The sequence below is a fragment of the Thalassospira sp. genome, from assembly GCF_040218635.1.
In the GTDB taxonomy this organism is placed as follows: Bacteria; Pseudomonadota; Alphaproteobacteria; order Rhodospirillales; family Thalassospiraceae; genus Thalassospira.
The window spans coordinates 573,892-591,154 of record NZ_JAVJRB010000005.1 but is presented as its reverse complement, the minus strand read 5'-3'; the positions used below and the strand labels follow the sequence as shown (position 1 = coordinate 591,154).

Annotated in this window: 13 protein-coding genes; 2 read left to right on the top strand and 11 right to left on the bottom strand. The window is 54.5% G+C overall.

Going from position 1 to position 17,263, the window contains the following annotated elements; genetic code table 11:
- Nucleotides 1-15: 15 nt before the first annotated feature.
- The 3 genes from RIC05_RS06265 to RIC05_RS06255 form a co-directional block, all read right to left on the bottom strand.
- Complete coding sequence (locus RIC05_RS06265; RefSeq protein ID WP_350044890.1) at nt 16-222, bottom strand: hypothetical protein; 207 nt, start codon at nt 220-222, stop codon at nt 16-18.
- Between the two features lie 341 nt (nt 223-563).
- A complete protein-coding gene (locus tag RIC05_RS06260) occupies nt 564-827 on the bottom strand; it encodes a hypothetical protein (RefSeq protein WP_350043660.1) in 264 nt (87 codons plus the stop codon).
- A gap of 394 nt (nt 828-1,221) precedes the next feature.
- Entirely contained in the window at nt 1,222-1,437 is a 216-nt protein-coding gene (locus RIC05_RS06255; RefSeq protein ID WP_350043659.1) for a hypothetical protein, read from the bottom strand.
- 201 nt (nt 1,438-1,638) lie between these two features.
- Between RIC05_RS06255 and RIC05_RS06250 the strand changes: the two genes are divergently transcribed.
- Nucleotides 1,639-2,580: a GNAT family N-acetyltransferase gene (locus tag RIC05_RS06250; RefSeq protein WP_350044891.1), complete on the top strand. Its 942-nt coding sequence runs from the start codon at nt 1,639-1,641 to the stop codon at nt 2,578-2,580.
- 83 nt (nt 2,581-2,663) lie between these two features.
- Here RIC05_RS06250 and RIC05_RS06245 read toward each other — a convergent pair whose 3' ends face one another.
- Nucleotides 2,664-2,837: a hypothetical protein gene (locus tag RIC05_RS06245; protein WP_350044892.1), complete on the bottom strand. Its 174-nt coding sequence runs from the start codon at nt 2,835-2,837 to the stop codon at nt 2,664-2,666.
- A gap of 615 nt (nt 2,838-3,452) precedes the next feature.
- Complete coding sequence (gene lanM / locus RIC05_RS06240) at nt 3,453-6,617, bottom strand: type 2 lanthipeptide synthetase LanM (RefSeq protein WP_350044893.1); 3,165 nt, start codon at nt 6,615-6,617, stop codon at nt 3,453-3,455.
- A gap of 63 nt (nt 6,618-6,680) precedes the next feature.
- Here lanM and RIC05_RS06235 point away from each other — a divergent pair, with 63 nt between their 5' ends.
- Nucleotides 6,681-7,631, top strand: a complete 951-nt coding sequence (locus RIC05_RS06235; protein ID WP_350044894.1) for a hypothetical protein — start codon at nt 6,681-6,683, stop codon at nt 7,629-7,631.
- A gap of 75 nt (nt 7,632-7,706) precedes the next feature.
- On the opposite strand, the gene trxA is transcribed toward RIC05_RS06235, so the two are convergent.
- From trxA to tsaE, 6 genes are all read right to left on the bottom strand, one after another.
- Nucleotides 7,707-8,027 carry a thioredoxin TrxA gene (gene trxA, locus RIC05_RS06230; protein WP_008888557.1) on the bottom strand — a complete coding sequence of 107 codons (321 nt, stop codon included), beginning with the start codon at nt 8,025-8,027 and terminating at the stop codon, nt 7,707-7,709.
- 161 nt (nt 8,028-8,188) lie between these two features.
- Nucleotides 8,189-11,653 (bottom strand): double-strand break repair helicase AddA, encoded by a 3,465-nt coding sequence (gene addA / locus RIC05_RS06225; RefSeq protein ID WP_350044895.1) that lies wholly within the window; start codon nt 11,651-11,653, stop codon nt 8,189-8,191.
- Nucleotides 11,650-14,820, bottom strand: coding sequence for a double-strand break repair protein AddB (addB, locus tag RIC05_RS06220; RefSeq protein WP_350044896.1), 3,171 nt, complete (start codon nt 14,818-14,820; stop codon nt 11,650-11,652). The genes addA and addB overlap by 4 nt, the downstream gene beginning before the upstream one ends.
- Nucleotides 14,820-15,581: a nucleotidyltransferase family protein gene (locus tag RIC05_RS06215; RefSeq protein ID WP_350044897.1), complete on the bottom strand. Its 762-nt coding sequence runs from the start codon at nt 15,579-15,581 to the stop codon at nt 14,820-14,822. Before RIC05_RS06215 ends, addB begins: the two co-directional genes overlap by 1 nt.
- Nucleotides 15,578-16,714 (bottom strand): aminoglycoside phosphotransferase family protein, encoded by a 1,137-nt coding sequence (locus tag RIC05_RS06210; protein ID WP_350044898.1) that lies wholly within the window; start codon nt 16,712-16,714, stop codon nt 15,578-15,580. Before RIC05_RS06210 ends, RIC05_RS06215 begins: the two co-directional genes overlap by 4 nt.
- Entirely contained in the window at nt 16,711-17,187 is a 477-nt protein-coding gene (gene tsaE / locus RIC05_RS06205; protein ID WP_350044899.1) for a tRNA (adenosine(37)-N6)-threonylcarbamoyltransferase complex ATPase subunit type 1 TsaE, read from the bottom strand. The genes RIC05_RS06210 and tsaE overlap by 4 nt, the downstream gene beginning before the upstream one ends.
- Nucleotides 17,188-17,263: the final 76 nt, after the last annotated feature.

Sequence of the window (17,263 nt, the reverse complement as noted above, 5' to 3'; positions counted from 1 at the left end):
GGCCGTCTTAGCCACTTACCAGCAATGCGTTCTGGAATTCGTTGCTGCTGCGGCATTCAATTCCGGATCGATCCAGTTACAGGTCCCACCTACCGAGCTGGCTGCAGCGCTCAGCTCCTGATCAATGTCTTCAGCGGCATTTACATTCTGCGCCAACAACACCCCACCATTGATCTTCCAATTGGCCATCACATCGCCGGTGGTATTTCCCATCACGTTCATATTTCTCATCCCTGAATTGCATAAGAAAGAACTTACCTTCCAATAAAAGTATAACCGGACAGACAAGTCAATTGGGGGATACAGGCCGTCGCGCTGATGCGGCACGCATTATCGAACAGATGCGAGAAAACGGCGTCGCTTAGAGCACCACCATATCGCTAAACACGAAGTGCTGATGGAAATATGGATGGTTCGCCTTAAGAGCATTCAAGTCCGTTGCATTTGAAAGGGGTGGACCATTGTCACGGCCCACCCCTTTTCAAAACGTCAACTGGCGAAGTCGATGTCCGCACATGGCAGTCGGCAAGACCGGAGCGCAAGACCGCCGTAAGTCGACCCGATTACGAAGCGGCACACCTGAACTGATGCGATCCTTGCGCAGCACTGATTTCCGGATCAATCCATCCAAAGCAGGCGAGGCCGTGCGTGCTCGCCGCTGCATTTATTTCCGGCTCAATCCAGTTACAGGAGGCGCCTTGAGTACTGGCCGCAGCTCTCAGCTCTTGATCCATGTTATCGGCCTTTACATCCTGCGCCAACAACACCCCACCACTGGTCATCCAATTGGCCATCAAATCGCCGGTGGCATTTCCCATCGTGTTCATGTTTCTCATCCCTGAATTGCATAAGAAAAGACTTACCCTCCAATAGGAGTATAACCGGGAGCGCAAGTCAATTGGGGAATGCATGATAAAATAAACGTCACTTCCAACGAGGCGTGCCAATCGGGCCTGGCTCTTTGGATCACCTCAGACCGTTCAGGATATGTGCTGTTTATTGACAACCCCCTCGCCGTTGCTTTCCCCCGGACAAGGTCCCATCAATACGCACAACTTCCGCACACTGTTTCCCACAAGAAAGAGGCGAGCTGAACTCAGCCCGTCTCTTTCTGATCACTCAGACACACCAAAGTCACTGCTTGATCCCACCGACTTCCGACAGACCAAAACCTTGTATCAGAAGCAAAAATTAAGGTGGCAACGCCGTCATGTCCGTATCTTACCGATGAGTACGACATTCGATGCTATGGGTATAAGCAGCAGCCGAAAGGCCCGTGTCATCACGACCAATGCTGTAGCAAGTCTGCGGTGAGCGCGTCAGCATCGCCGCCTGCAATTCTGCACCCTGACCATCCATTGCAATGACAGTTTTTGCCAAATCTGCGCCGCCAGAAGCCAGCCACGCAGCCATCTGATTACTCGTTGTGCTTTCCATTCGAATCATGCCTATTACCCCAAATTATAATTAAAGATATTCACGTTATGATTGAACGCCACCTGAAACCCGAAGTCAACCTATCCTGATCAATACTCAACCGCGTCAAACCGTTTCCAAACAATTGTTTAGAAATTGATCTTGTTGCCAAAATGTCCTTTGATGACACAGTGTTTTGCCGACAGACCAAAGGAAAGATTTGTGACCTTAACCCTTCTTCCAGTGACAAAAGACACTGTCGCAGAGTACCTGGAGTTTCGGATTTCTGTCGTCGATGCCACCACCGCCAACTACCTTTCCAGCACTGATCAGGTTTCCATGATCCTTGCCAGTACGTCTCATCACTTCCTGCTCGAAGATGATGTCGTGATCGCAACAGCCGCGATCAAACGTAGAAGCGATGATGATTGCATGTCGGTCTACGTGCTGGTGGATCCGAAAAAGCGCGACGAAAAGCACCTGACCAGCCTTATCGGGCGATTGCTTAAAGGCGAAAACCAGCCATCTGTTGAACACAATACCCGCTACCACCTTTATCCATCCAGCGGGCTTTCCTTCATCGAGGCGGACATGCACGCGATGGGATTTTCACAGGTTTCGGAAAACATCAAATATGTCCGCGATCCGGGTCCCCCACGTGCGGGTGAATTCCCCCATGCCGCCAAGGGGGAACAGCTTGGTTATCGCGCGATGGTGCTTGATGATGATCTGATTGCGAAATATCCCGACATTTTTTCGCGCATGGCCGATGTCTATGACCGGGCCTTTGCCGGACGCCCCAATGTACAAACAATAACTGCCGCGGAACGGGAAAAATACTACCGGCAACCCGATAGTGGTTTTGTTATCTGCATGCTGGGTGACGATCTTGTCGCCAGCACGCATTTTCTAAAACTTGATCAGGAAGTTCTGACAACCGAACTGGAATGCCTGCGGAAACACTGGGGAACCGGGGCTGTTGATCTGGTTTGCAAACATCTGATCAAGGAAATTGCCAAACGTTGGAACCTCCCCATCATTGCCTATGCAGACAAAACCAATGCAGCATCCCGTCGCGCGATGGAACGCTGTGGCCTTTATCCGGCTCAGGAACATTTCAGTTGGCAACGCACGTTCACAGCAGGTTCGCGGGTAGATTTCTAATTGCATCATGCCTTGCGCAAAGACAAGCGCAGGCAATCAAGGTTTTGCGAACTTCGATACTGGTGTGGTCTTTTCAAGTGCTGCTATTTCGGGTCGAACCGAACACAGGAACCTATGTAACTGCCATTGGACCCTGCCGCAGCGGTTAGTCGCATGTCGGCGTGTTCTTCTGGCACGGCAGCAAAGGCTGCAATTGCACCACCTGATTGTTGCCATGTCTGCATTTTATCACTCGTCGTCGAAACCATGGATGTCATGATAGTTCTCCCTGAAAAGCGCATGAAATACTCATAGATTGAACTCAGCACCATAGAATATGTCAATCTAGGGTTTCCCAAAGTTGCCACGACTGGTTGAAACTGAAAACCAGCCATCTGTTGATCGCAATACCCGATCTTATCCGTCTAAACCCAGACTAACAGCCCCAACCGTATCCGGGTTTGCTCGTAGCCGCATTCGACGCAATTCCGGCATCGATGCATGGCACAGCCATCATGGTGTGAGCCGATGCGCTCAGATCCGCGTCCTGCTCTACCTCTACTGAACGCATTTGATTTACGCTACTAAAGCAGCTCGGAACACGGGTGGGTAACGCGGCACTCATTTCAATCCAAGTCGGGCATCTCGGACCACCGGTCGTGCTTGCCGCAGAGGCCAAATGCTGATCAGAACGCCCTAATGGGTGCGTTCATCGGATCTGTCAATGCGCCACCACTCGCTTGCCACGCACTTAATTTGTTCGCGACTGCTTGAACTGTGTTTTCCATACGCATAACCCTTGATTTTTGTTAATCCGGAATAATAACGCATTGATTGAATATTAGGACAGGCTTCTTGTCAATCTTTGCCAGCCCCTCTGCAATTCAGCCAAATTATGCCAGTATCAACACAGGTCTGATTTTCCCCGGCGCTGCGATTTCAAGAAGCGCCTGACCAATGCCCGGCAAACCCTGCATCAAGCCGGTCTGAAAGACGCGGTCGCGCGCCATCATCCCGACAGTATCGCCGTGATCAAGCCGATTGATCCACGCAGATAAACGATGGTTGAGGTGATGTTCCAGATCATCCGGACCACACCCAAGTTCCAAAGCATATCGCAACATTGAAAACCGCCCGGCATGGCCACAGCATAGATTATCACGCCCGCCGTCCTGTTTTGCCAGGACCGCTGCAATTGCCGTTTCAATTTCATCGCGAATGGTCGGGTCATCCAGCACATCAAGGGTCGCCATCCGGGCAAACCCGATACCCGCCGCCCCGTGACACCATTGGACCGGATCACGAACCGGTTTTTCGCCGCGCAAATCGGGCCAGCCATTTTCGACCGGGTCAAACAGGCTGCGTTCAAACGCAAGGCCCCGTTCGGCCAAATTCAGAAACGCCTTATCACCGCAGGCCTGATAAAGCTTCAAAAGGGCCAAAACTGATCCGGCTGCACCATGGGAAATGCCCGCCAAAGCGCGCCCCCCAACGCCAATCCATGCTGCCGGGTCTTCGGGAAGATGCCGTCCGCACATTATTGCGCGATCCAGCACGGCCTGATCACCGATGGCGCGGTAAAGTGCCAACAATCCCAGTATCGCGCCGGACACCCCGCTTATGACATCAAGCGCCTTGTCCGCATGAACAGCGGCGTCATCAATACGTTCGGACATGCGGACGGCTTCTTCGAGCAATTCAGGTGCATCAAGCAAATCGGCACAGCGCACCAGCACATAAACAAGGCCCCCAATCCCCTCAAAGCCGCCAATTGAACCCAGTTGATCTGTTCTTGCGCGCGGGGCTTCAAGTGCTGCCAAAGACAGTGTTTTCCACTCACCATCCGGATCAACCGCATGGCATCCGGCAAAGAAAAGGGCCACGCCGGACGTGCCTTCATAGAACTGCTCGCCCATCGCAGCAATCTGAAGGGCTTCGCCATCCGGTGTGGCATCTGCGGTCATCCAGCACGCAGCGCCATCACACAGGATTGCCTGATCGGCAATATATCGTGCGATGGACAGTGCCGATTGGCGGGCGGTGGCCGCGATATCGCCGCAAAGGGGCGTATCCGTCCATGGCTTGCGCGGCGGCAAGTCGGTAAACCGTGTTGAAAGAACACACTGACGAATGATCGCACAATCATATTCCATATTGGCTTTTAGGTGATCGAGACGATCACTGATCCTGGGTAACACGGCAGATGCCGTGAAATCAGTGGAAACAAGCATGCCATCGGCCCACACACCGTCCTGATCTGTCTTGCCGGAAAAAAGTGGCACATCCATTCGGGTCAATGCTGTGCGTTCATGGGCAAGAATGCCCCACCCGGGATAATCATCAAGATCCCAGCGCGCACGACGTGCGAGTCTTTCGAAATGCAGGCTCCAGACAAAACCATCCTGCTGATTTTGCGGCGTGCGTATGGCGTGTTCGAGTTCCTGATAATAGGCAGTTGGGCGCAATACATGGCGGATACGCACATCGCTAAATCCGCCAAGCGGCCCGTCTTTGCCAAAGAACGAAGTGCTGTTATCAGACAGGAAATTAATGGTGTCGCAAAACCCGTCGATAAGGTCTGCAACGTAATCCGCCGCATCGGCTGGTTGGCCATCAATGGTAATGCCCAAGCCCGAAAGCGGCTTTTCCACCGTGACGGTTTCAAAGACCATATTGCCCTGATTAACGTTCACAAGCCGCACATCGCGAACCGGTTTGGGTACCGATGTAGCCAGACCACCGTCATCAACCCAATGTCCGGCAATGTTTTTACGTTGCGCCAGCAGACCCACAGCAATCACGCCTTTGCCAAAATTGTGGGTCGCAAGCTCCTTTGCATGCAGGGCTTTTGTGTCGCCCGGCAGATGACGCAATTCCGGCTGAAACAGTGTTTCCAGATCAATGACCACAGGCCGTCCATCTGCAATCAGGAAGTTTTCATGATGCATGTCACTGCCCTTGAGACAGTAAAGCAGTGCAAGCAACTGACCAGACGCGCGATAGAAAACAGGCGCCTGATCCGATGACAGGGCAGTGTCATGATCGACATAGGCCATCCAGCCATAATCTGGCCGGCACCAGGTTTGCGCAGCACCAAGCCGAATGTCCGAGCCGCTCTTGACCAACCAGTCCGACAGGCCCTTCCAGGCCTGTTCTGCGCCAATCGGGCGGGGCTTATAAACAATCTTCGCATCCGTATCGAATTCAAGGATCAGGACCGAACGCCCGTGATCATGGGAATCTGAAATTCCGCCCGTTATTTTGCGGACAACAGATATATCCTGAAGTTCCGGGAAATGATCATGAAACGCGGCCATATCGCGCCGTAAACGGTCAATGAATTCACCTGTTGTCGCAATCCACTGATCGACAACGGTCGCCAGCAGCCGGATCATGACAGGTCGGTTTGAAACCAGATTGGCAAACGGCCCGCTGCGGAGTGCCGATGTGAAGGCGTCATAGACCTCCGGCCCGGCTGTATCTTCGGGCTTAATACCAACAGCTTGGCGAAACGACTCAAAGCTTTCGTAAAGTGTATGTGTGTAGACCTTGGCCAAACGCAGGATCAAAATACGATTAAGGTCGTCTCTTGCATCTGTGCCCAGAACAGCCGCATCAGAACCCGAAACCCGCGCCCGTGCCGCAATGACAACCGGCCAAATCAAATCCGCAAACGGCACGTCATTGCGAATATCGGCGGGACAGTCCCCGGTGGTCTCACCGCCACCCGATACAATCGCATCAAACACCCAACGGGCGGTATCAATCCATTCCGGGGCGTCTTCCCCGGGGCGAAGGACAACATCTCCAAGATACGGTGCGACTTCAATTGCCTTCAGGCCGTCACGAGCAAGACGGCGGGTAAACAGATCCTTGTCACCATTGGAGGCAAATTCGCACCATTGCTGCAGAAATCCCTGATGAGCATCGTCAAGTTCGGATTGGGTTGCAGAGCTTGCCGCATCGTCGTTACGATCAGGAACATATTTTCCCGACAGGCGCTCATCAATGGTCGCGGCCTTTGCCGCAATTGATGCCCAAAATGGATCGACTTTCATCTGTTCCCCTTGACCTTTTGGCGTATTAAAGCACTGATAGTTAGCCCTAAGCCAAGAGAAGTTTTGAGCAACATGCAACTTGTCGCCGTCACGCAGGAAAACATCGCGCCTTATGTTGCATTCCGTATGGAAGTCGCCGACGAAGAAGGACGGCGGTACTACCAGACCATTGATCTTGCCGCCGCCATTTTAACGCAAGGCAGTGACTATGCACTTGAAGACGAACACGGCAAACTACAAGCGGCAGTCACAATCCGGCGCAATGAAACCCGTGATGGCAGTCTTCTGGTCATGATTTCGGTCGAAGGCAAAGACAAAACCCCCGAAACAAATGCACGCTTGCTACGCGAAGTTCTTGCGACGGAAAACGGGAATGTCGCAACGCTCGACACCCGTTACAACGTTTATAATCCGCCTGAAATGACTCTCCCGGCCGCAAAAATGGCAGAGATGGGATTTACCGAAATACCGGGAACCTATCGCTACAAGCGTGAACCGGGACCACCGCGTTCCGGTGAATTCCCACATGCGGACCAGGCGGTTGAACGCGGATATAAAACGCTTGTGATTGACGATGCCTATGTCGCTTCTGATCCGGAAATTTTCACTAAACTTGCCGATATCTTTAACCGCGCCTTTTCGAACCGCGACAGCGTTACCCCAAGCACCCCGGAACGCATGCGCAAGAGTTACGAAACTGACGCCAATGATATCATTATCGCCAAGCTCGGTGATGACGTCACAGGCAGCATCACACTGAGTTATCTAGGAGATTCGGTTCTTTCACCGCAATATAACTGCATGCGCCGCCACTGGGGAACCGGGTCGGTTGACCTGATGTGTCGTCATCTGGCGCAGTTGGTTGCAGATCGCTGGAACGTTCCGATTATTGGCTATGCCGAAGCACGAAATGCCGCGTCATGGAAGGCGCTTGAACGGTTCGGGCTAACGCGCGTTGAAGAACTCATGATCTGGGAACGCCATGTCCCGACCGGCAAGACATTTACGCTGTAATCAATCTTGAACACACAAATGAAAAGGCGGGCTGAAATTCAGCCCGCCTTTTTAAGGCTTGCTCTAACCAGATGATCAGATCGACTGGTTGATCCAGTCAACAAGGGCGCTTTTCGGAAGTGCGCCGACTTTCATCGCCGCAACTTCACCGCCCTTGAAGATCATCAGGGTCGGAATGCCACGAACACCGTATTTCGCCGGGGTGTTCGGGTTTTCGTCGATATTCACTTTGGCGATCTTGAGCTTTCCGCCCAGTTCACCTGCGATTTCGTCGAGATATGGCGCAATCTGCTTACACGGACCGCACCATTCAGCCCAGAAATCGACCAAAACGGGGTCGTTCGACCCCAGAACGTCGGTGTCAAATGAACCGTCGGAAACTTTAATCGTGGTCATGCTTTCAGATCCTAGTTGTTACGAGGCCGGGGTTTTCCCCGCGAACCTCGATCCGCTTCATGAGGCCAAGGTAGGCAGCACGAACCCAAACGTCAAGCGCATTGGGCGATCAGCGGCTATGTCATCATTAGCAAGCTATAGCCAGCGCAGAGTCGCAACCATTAGCCAAATGTCAGAATATGGTCGGGAAGTTCGACCATCCACGGCCCGTTTGTCCAAAGGATAAAGCACCGGACATTCTTTCCCGGATACATCTGGGCAAGGGCGGCGCGATAAATCGACATCTGGCGGCGATAGGCTTTGGGCGTTGCGTCAACATCGCGCGGCGGCGGGCGGTTGGTTTTGTAATCGACAATCATGACCTCATTATCCCGCACCACCAGACGGTCAATCTGGGCGGAAACAACATCCCCGCCAACAATCCCGACCAATGGCACCTCGGCCCGCGATCCCGGCGCAAATACCGGCGCAAACTGGGGATTGTTAAATATCGCGATGGTTTCATCGGCAATTTCAACTTGCTGATCAGCTTCAAGCCCATGAACGGGCTGGGCCAAAAACCGTTCTGCTGCGGCACGGCGTGCGGCATCGGGCAAGTCTGGCAGCAGTTCCAAAAGTTTATGGATCAAAATGCCACGTTTAAAGCTTTGCCCCTGATCCCCGCCAAGCGGTGACTGCACAGCAGGTTCTTCTTCCAGCGGGCGGCTTGGCGCAAGCGGTTTGGGCGGGAAGGATTCTTGCGGGGCGACCGCACGGATCAGCGCACGCTTCGCCCCCATCTGCCCGGCATCCAGGGCCTCTACCCGATCAGGTTTCGGTGCCTCGGATTGATCGGTTTGCCGAACCCAGCCGTCCCCGTCCCAGCCAGAGCCGGAATAAGTGCCAAGATCAATCCGGGCAGGCTTGGCATAGCCTTCCATGGCCTGCTGACACAGATTGTACCAGCAATGATCGGGTGCCTTGCGACGTCCCTGCCAGCCACAAATATAAAGCCGGTCTTCTGCACGGGTCAGTGCAACATATAGCAATCGGTTATATTCCTGATCGCGCTTGACCGCGATGCCATCGCGCAAACGCGACACCACATCGGTTTCAAGGGCAACACGCGGCAACCAGAACATCAAATTGCGGTCTTCCTGCCAAAACAGGTTGGGAGCCTGTGTTGGCACCTGCATGGTATCGGGCAGGAACACGATGGGCGCCTGAAGTCCCTTGGCGCCATGCACGGTCATAATGCGGACTTCATCACGCCCGCTTTGTTCAAGGTCACGCTTGATCTCGGCATCGCCTGCCATCAACCAGTGCAAGAAGCCCTGCAAGGTCGGAGCGTGATCGGACTCATACCCCATGGCAAGGTTGAGAAATTCGTCAATCGGGTCATTGGCTTCGCCCCCCAAACGTCCAACAAGACGGGCGCGCACCCCACGGGCATCTTCGCCGCGACCACCCAGAAGCTCGCCGTACAATTCAAACGGACGTTCGTAATCAACCCGGCCAAGCCACTTGAACAAGAACCCGTAGGCACGGGCAAAGATCGATCCATCATCAACCAATGCGGCCTTTTCACGCAGCGCATGCCAAAGGGTTCTGGGCCGGTTATGGGCAATTTCAAACAACTGATCGTCATCAAGACCAATCAGCGGGCTTTTCAGAACTTCGGCCAATGTCAGATCATCTTCGGGCATCAACAAGAACCGACCGAATGCCACCAGATCCATCACTGCCAACTGATCCGTGATCTGCATTCGGTCGACACCGGCCACCGGCACATTGCGTTCTTTAAGCGCCTTGACGACCTCGTCAACAAAGGCAGTCCGACGGCGGACAAGAATCATGAAATCCCCGGCCCGCACGGCACGCCCCCGCGAAGTCAGGATTTCGCCTTCGTCAATCGCATGGCGAATGCGCCCGGCAATCACGCGGGCAAGGCGTATTTCCGGATCTTCAAGCCGCACAATCCGGGTGGGTGGCGTCCATGGATCTTCTGCTGCGCGTTCCTGTGGTTCGACCGCAGGCCATAATTCAATCCGGCCCGCCTGCCCGACGCGAAATGGACTATGAAGAACTTCTGCCCCGTCATCGCCAACACCTTGTTTGGCAACAGGCCCGGCAAAGACACGATCCACCGTGCCCAGAACCGCATCAGTAGACCGGAACGAGATGTTCATCGGCACTTCACGCCATTGGGCTTCGATATCCTTGGCCCGTTCGCGGAAATAGCGGCGCATCTCGGCGAATTTTTCGGGATCGGCCCGCTGGAAGCTGTAAATGGATTGTTTGGCATCGCCGACGGCAAAGATGGTGCGTGGTTTATCGGCCTGACGCGCGGCATCTTCGAAAAATTCATCGGCAAGGATGCTGACGACTTTCCATTGTTCGGGGTTGGTATCCTGTGCTTCATCAATCAGGATATGATCAAGGCCTTCGTCAAGTTTGAACAGGACCCAGCCTGCCATGTTGCTTTGCAGTTCAAGCAATTTCAAACTGGTCAGGATCAAGTCATCATAATCAAGCCGGGCATGCAGCGCTTTTTTCGTGGCATAGCGATCAAGCATCGCATTGCCAATCGTAATCAGGGCACTGGTCGCCCCCGCCATGGCGGCGGCCTTGCGTTGGCGATCAATCTCGATCAGGCGGGCGGCTTCCTGTTCCAGCGCATCTGCGCCCATCGGATGGTTTTCCGCTGCCCACTTCGTGATCAGTTTGGCGCGTGGTTCACCCGCGGTGGTAAAGAACACGCTGCGATAATCGTTGAAAACTGCAAGCCGTTCTTCGAGTTTGGTCTTTTCCAAAAACTGGGCCAAGGCAGGAACGCGCGCCTGATCGGTTTTGGTTCCGGCTTCAAGGGCGGCAAGACCGCGCATCAAACCATCGCGGTCAAAGGCGTCATCTGATAGCGCCTTGGCAAGAATGGTTTCCTCGCTGACCCCGACGGGTACACCAAGGGCGGCATAAACCGCATCACGCATCCGGTTCGCCCCGCCAATATTGGCCAACATGCGTTTTAAGCGCCCACGTTCACGGGCCAGTTCGCTCATGACCTCGCCAAAGGCCCCTTCGCGGACCTGACCGGTGACAATCGACAATGCCTTTGCCAAATCGTCATCCCGACCGGAACGGGCAAATGCCAGAACTTCTTCCTGAACATCAGCCATGGTTTCAGCCGCAGTGCGGTCATCCATGATTTCAAAATGCGGCGCAAGGCCAGCTTCGAGCGGGAAACGGCGCAACAATGACTGACAGAATGCATGGATGGTCTGAATTTTCATCCCGCCGGGTGCATCCAGAACACGCGCAAATAATTGCCGCGCGCGCATGGTTTCATCACCGCTTGGCGCTGTACCGGCAAGATTGGTCAGATCGTCATGAAGTTCGCGGTCTTCCATGGTCGCCCACCGACCAAGCCGTTCATTGACCCGGTTGGCCATTTCGGCGGCTGCGGCCTTGGTAAAGGTCAGACACAAAATCCGGTGGGGTTCAGTGCCCGACAACATCAAACGCAAAACTCGATCAGATAAAACCTTGGTCTTGCCCGCCCCGGCAGATGCCGACACCCAGACCGATGCATTCGGGTCCGACGCATTGCGCTGAAGGATGTTGGGATCAGTACCGCGCAATTCGGTCATGAGCTTTCCCCTTCGCCAACGTCAGATGCAGCCTTGATGTTAGCACTAACATCCTCATCCTCGACATCTTCGCTGCCCATCCATTCGCGCAAGCGTGACAGATGGACATAATCGGAATATTTCGGGGCGTGATCGGGATGGGGAACGCTTAAATACGGTGTTGCCGGATCGGCAAAGGCTGCGGCCAAACCGTTCACACCATCCACCGCCTCATGGGCCAATGCGGCAGGTGTGGTTTTCATGCGTTTTGTATTGATCTCGACAATTTCACCTGCCGGATCCCCGCCGGAAAGCTTCCAGAACGCCATAGATGCCGGTGGCCCGGCGGGGACATCGCCAAATCCGCCTTTTTCGGCAATCGCAGCTTCAAGCGGTAATTGCGGTGCAAATCCATTTGCCACATCCCCCTGACTGGGCGGGGCGCCGGTTTTATAATCAATGATCGCAATCCCGCCATCGCGAAGCGCATCAATCCGATCCGCACGGGCATAGACCTGAAAACCGCTGCTGGTATCAAGGGTGCCTTCCTGTTCGGTATAGGATTTGCGCACCGAATCGCGCCGGGACGCTTCGGTCTGGATGAACCATTTGGCAATGCGTTCAAAGCGCGGCCACCAAAACGCCCAAAGCCCCGGACGGGCCGCCATTGGTTTAAAGACCTCCCGCCCAATGATCAGCAATTCCTGTTCGCCATCTGGCGGCAAATGGTCAGGATAGCGCGCAATGAACTGATCAAGTGCGTCATGGATCAGATTGCCATAATCGGCCGCACCGGGGTCTTCATCGACCCCGTCCAGCTTGCGCAAGCCCAGAATATGGCGGGCATAAATCGCATAAGGATCGCGCATCCATGTTTCGATCTGGGTCACCGACAAACGTTGCGGGCGCGCAAACACGGGGGGTTTGGGGGCTGGACGGCCGATTTTAAGGCGCATCTCATCGGCGGGTTCATCCAATGTTTCGGCCAATGCCCGCCAATCGGCGGCCTCGGATGTTTCCATTGCCACACCCCATTTGCGCAGAATGTTTTCAATCCTGAGCAACCAGCGCGACGGCACGGTTGGCGTGCCTTCAATACGCAAGGCGCGGGTCATCACGACATTGGGCGAGCAAAACAGTTGCTGAAAATCATGGGCGGACTGACCGACCCGATGTTCGGGGGCAGGCAGACCAAAATTCCGGCGCATCGGGCGGCTCATCCACGGATCGGCCCCGGCTTCGGGTGGCCAGACACCTTCATTCAGGCCGCCTAAAATCGTCAGGTCAGCTTGTTGCATCTGGGCTTCGACCGTACCCCAGATAAACAGGCGCGGATGTTTGCCATAACGCGGGCGCACCGCACGATCCGCCATCAACGCATCAAGAAACGCGCCATACCGATTGCCCGGCATGGCAACAAATTCACCCAGTGCATTGAGCAATTCATGGACAAAATCGGCCAAAGCTTCGCCTGCTTCACCGCGCCATAGGCGATCTGCCCCCGATTGGGTATCACTTGCTGCCAAGGCCTCAGCCGCGGTGATGTGACTGCGCAAGGCATGGACCGGCGAGAGTGTCTTTTCCGCATTCAAATCAGAAAGCGGGGCCAAACAGGCTTCAAACCGGGTGACAAGATCGCTCATGCGGGCATGATCGTCGCGAATGCGTTCAATTCGGGACGCTGCATGTTCTGATTGGCTGTTTTTCAAGCGTTCGATAAATTCATCGCGCCAACCATCAAGAGCCGTTTGTAACCCATCCAGTCCCGGCCCGGGACGCGCACCGCGCAAAACGTGTTGCTCCAGCAAGCGGGTCAAAACACGGAAGGTTTCAGGCGGCAATCCGGCTGCGGACAGCGGATGTTTTAACAATTCAAGCAACGGCACAGGTGCGAACTGTTCCTGCACCGCACGGACGACCAAGCGCAGATAAATCGCAGGGGCCGTGTCATGAAGCGGGATACCGGCTGAATCATCGATTTCGATTTCCCAGCGGCGCAATTCAGTTGCAACACGCCGGGCCAAACCACGGTCCGGTGTCACCAGCGCACAGGTCATGCCGGGATTTTCAAGGGATTCACGCATCATCACCGCAATGGTGGTGGCTTCTTCGCGTGCACCGGAACAATCGACACGCAACACCCCGTCCAACACATCCGGGACGAAGCCCGTGATATGACGCCAATGATGGGTGGTTTTGGCCGGGCGCAGGGCTTCGCGTGCCAAACGGCGGCGTTCGATGGTGGCGTCATTTTCCTGTGCGAGTGCCGGCCAGGGTAAAACACTATCGGGATGACGGCCCATATGGCCCAATGTCTTGCCCAGCAGATGTTGGGGGTGGGTGGCATCCTCATGAATTGCCGACCAGTCTTCATGGTTAAGCCCCATCATCAGACCCGGCAGGACCACGCGGCCCTTTGGCATGGCAAGAACGGCCTTCATCAAATCCCGCAAAGCCGGAAACGGTCCGGTTGACCCCACAATAAGAACCGGGGTTTGCGGCGTATTTTCCCGCCACAGATCAATCTGGGCCTTGATCAGGGCATTACGGCGCAGTGCCCGGTCACTGACATCCTGCGTTGCCAGAATGCCCGGCCAATGCAAGGTCAGGATTTGCAGAAATTCTAGCGTGAGCTGCCAGTGTTCGGCGAATTCTTCAGGCACCAGACCTTTGAGGTCATCAAAGACGCAATTTTCGGTTTGAACCTGATCAAGAAACCGGGCGAGTTCGCCTGCCAGACGGGCGGCTTGGTCTGCGGTCGGTTTTTCGCCGCGATGATCGGGCCGGTTCATGATCAGGCGGGTAAGCAGCAATTTACGCTGTAAATCGGGAATGGCTGGCGGCAGGTCAAGGGCGGCCTGTTGCCCGCCTGCGCCATAGATTGCCAATTCATCTTCATCCGCCTCCCCCAAGGGGCGAATGGTTGGCAGCAATGTTACTGCCCCACCCGACTGACGCAAGAAGGCATCGCGCATCACCTTGGCAGATCGACGGTTGGGCACCATTAAAACGTAATCGGGCAGTTCAACCGGCTGATCGGCGGTTTCGGTAATCAATTGTTTGGCGATCAGGTCGGCAAATGCTTCGCCCGGCGGAATGAAAAACAGGTTTTCCGGGTTTGCAGGCGATCCTGCAAACGGATCATCGTTCGGATCAGATGCGTCCATGTAATCAAACAGGTCCGCCATCAAATTCCCCCGGATGTGGATTGTTTTGCCCGTTCGATCGCCAAGGCGTCGGCGATCACGGGGGCTGAGTCGGTCAGTGCTTCGGGCGTGCCGATATGGAAATGCCCGCCATCATGAACCAGACCATAGCACCGCCCGGCCACCAGGGCCTTGTCATAAACAACATTCAACGAAAAGGCGCCATCTGGCGTATTTTCAAACAATCGCGGCGAAAGGATTTGAACCCCGGTAAAGAAATAAGGCGCCGATGGCGCATCCCCGCGCCGTTTCAATCGGCCATCCACCTGCCAGAAGAAATCCCCCGCCCCGTCATAACCATAGCCATCCGTGACCGGATAAAGGGCGAGCAACGCATCCATATGATCGGGATCAAAACCGGCAATCAGACGATTAAAAAGCGGATCAGCACCTTCGGTCCAGAACACATCGGCATTGGCAATCAGAATGGCGTCCTGATCAAGCATCGATAGGGCGTTTTTAACCCCGCCGCCAGTTTCGAGAATGTCTTGTTCCGGGGAAGTCAGAACCCTAGGTGCTGTGCGATCTGCAACATGATCAACGATCATCTGACCGAGATAGTGGCTATTGACCACCGCCTGATCAAATCCGGCCAAGGCCATTTTATCAAGCACATGATCCAGCATCGGCTTTCCGGCAACCGGCACCAACGGTTTTGGCATTTTATCGGTAATCGGCCGCATGCGTTTGCCAAAACCAGCCGCCAGAACCATCGCCTGTGCGCTATGTGCCGTGCTGGTCATTGATCTGCCTCGTTACCTGTATTGGTCGTCGGGATAATGGTGGTTTTTTGCATGTTCGGCGCGTGGCGAGCATCTGGCGGGATGTGGGTATCGACCCAGTTTTGCAAGGCAGGCAAGTTGGTCGCGGCCCCGCGCAGGATCAAATCCCAGCAACGCGGGATAAAATCAAAATACCGCTGCTTTCCCGCCTTAACCGCAAGCCAGCCAAACCGACCAAGAATGCGGAAATTGCGCACCATGGAGGTCGCAATATAGGCGGTTTCGAAATCAGTTTGATGGATGCTCGGGAAGGCTGCGAGATAAAACTGCTTCATCCGGTCTTCAAGGTCCGGGCCAATGTCATGACGGACATCGCGCAACAATGAGGCCAGATCATAAGGCCGGGTGGCAATGGCGGCGTCCTGAAAATCAATGATGCCGCAATCATCACCGCCATCGCCGTTTTCAACCAGCATCAGGTTATCAACATGATAATCACGGTGAATGATGACTTCCCCCGCCAGCCAACACAGTGGCAAAACTTCATCAAGCAATTGATCAAACGCGGCGATTGCCGCAGCACGCATTGACTCATCATCAATGATCAGGGGCAAATAGTCATTCTTGAAACTGGCCAGCATCCGGCGAAGGTTTTCGGGCGCATAGTGCACAAGCCCGCATTCCGCCATGCCGCCATCATCACAAAACCGATGCAAGGTAACCAGTTGTTCGACCGCGCGAAGATAAAGGGCGTCCTGTCCCGCACCGTTTAAAACACCCCCCGCCTGCAAGGCGCGGGTAAAGGTCAGTTCGCCAAAATCCTCGATCAACACAAGACCGCGTTTTTCATCCGATGTCTGAATTGCCGGTACGCGCCAGCCCGCCCGTTTAAACAAGGAAGTTGTGTGCAGGACCGGTGCCACCGATGCCGGGCGTTCGGGATCATCGTAAATGCCATGCGGATCGACATGGATCGCATCTGGCGGGAAATCCATCAGAAGGGCTGTGTCATGGCGACGTTCAAGCCGGAAATATTTCCGGGCCGAGGCATCATCAACCAGCGGGGAAACTTGCGCATTTTGCCAGCCGCAGGACACCAGAAAATCCAGACGTTCAAAATTGCGGCGTTCCTGATCGGGGTTTGGATGGGTCATTGGGCATCCCCAGACAGGGCATCAACCCGGTTTGACCAATCATCGCCATGCGGATCAAGCTTAAACACCCGTCCATCAACGCTCGATCCGGGTTCGATATGAATATCAAGCCGGTTTTCCGGCGTGAGATACTCCAACCGATCGGGCCATTCGATCAGGCTGACCGCATCGGCAAAGGCATCTTCGATATCAAGTTCGTGGATTTCTTCGGGGTCTGACAACCGATAAAGATCAAAGTGCCATACCGGCAAGGGATCAAGTTCGTAGACCTGCACCAATGTAAATGTCGGACTGGGGACTTCTTCATGGGGGTTATCGGCAATCGCGCGGATAAAGGCACGGCAAAAGGCACTTTTGCCCATGCCAAGGGTGCCATGCATCAAGATCACATCGCCGGGTTTGGCCATGGCGGCAAGCGCGCCTGCAAGGGCTTCGGTCCCGTTTTGATCACTGACAGTAAATGTCTTGCTCATAATGTCCGTTTATCGGTTTGGATGTCTTTGATGTCCTCTTTTGTAGGGTGTGAGGCCCTTTGTTCGCAATGATTTT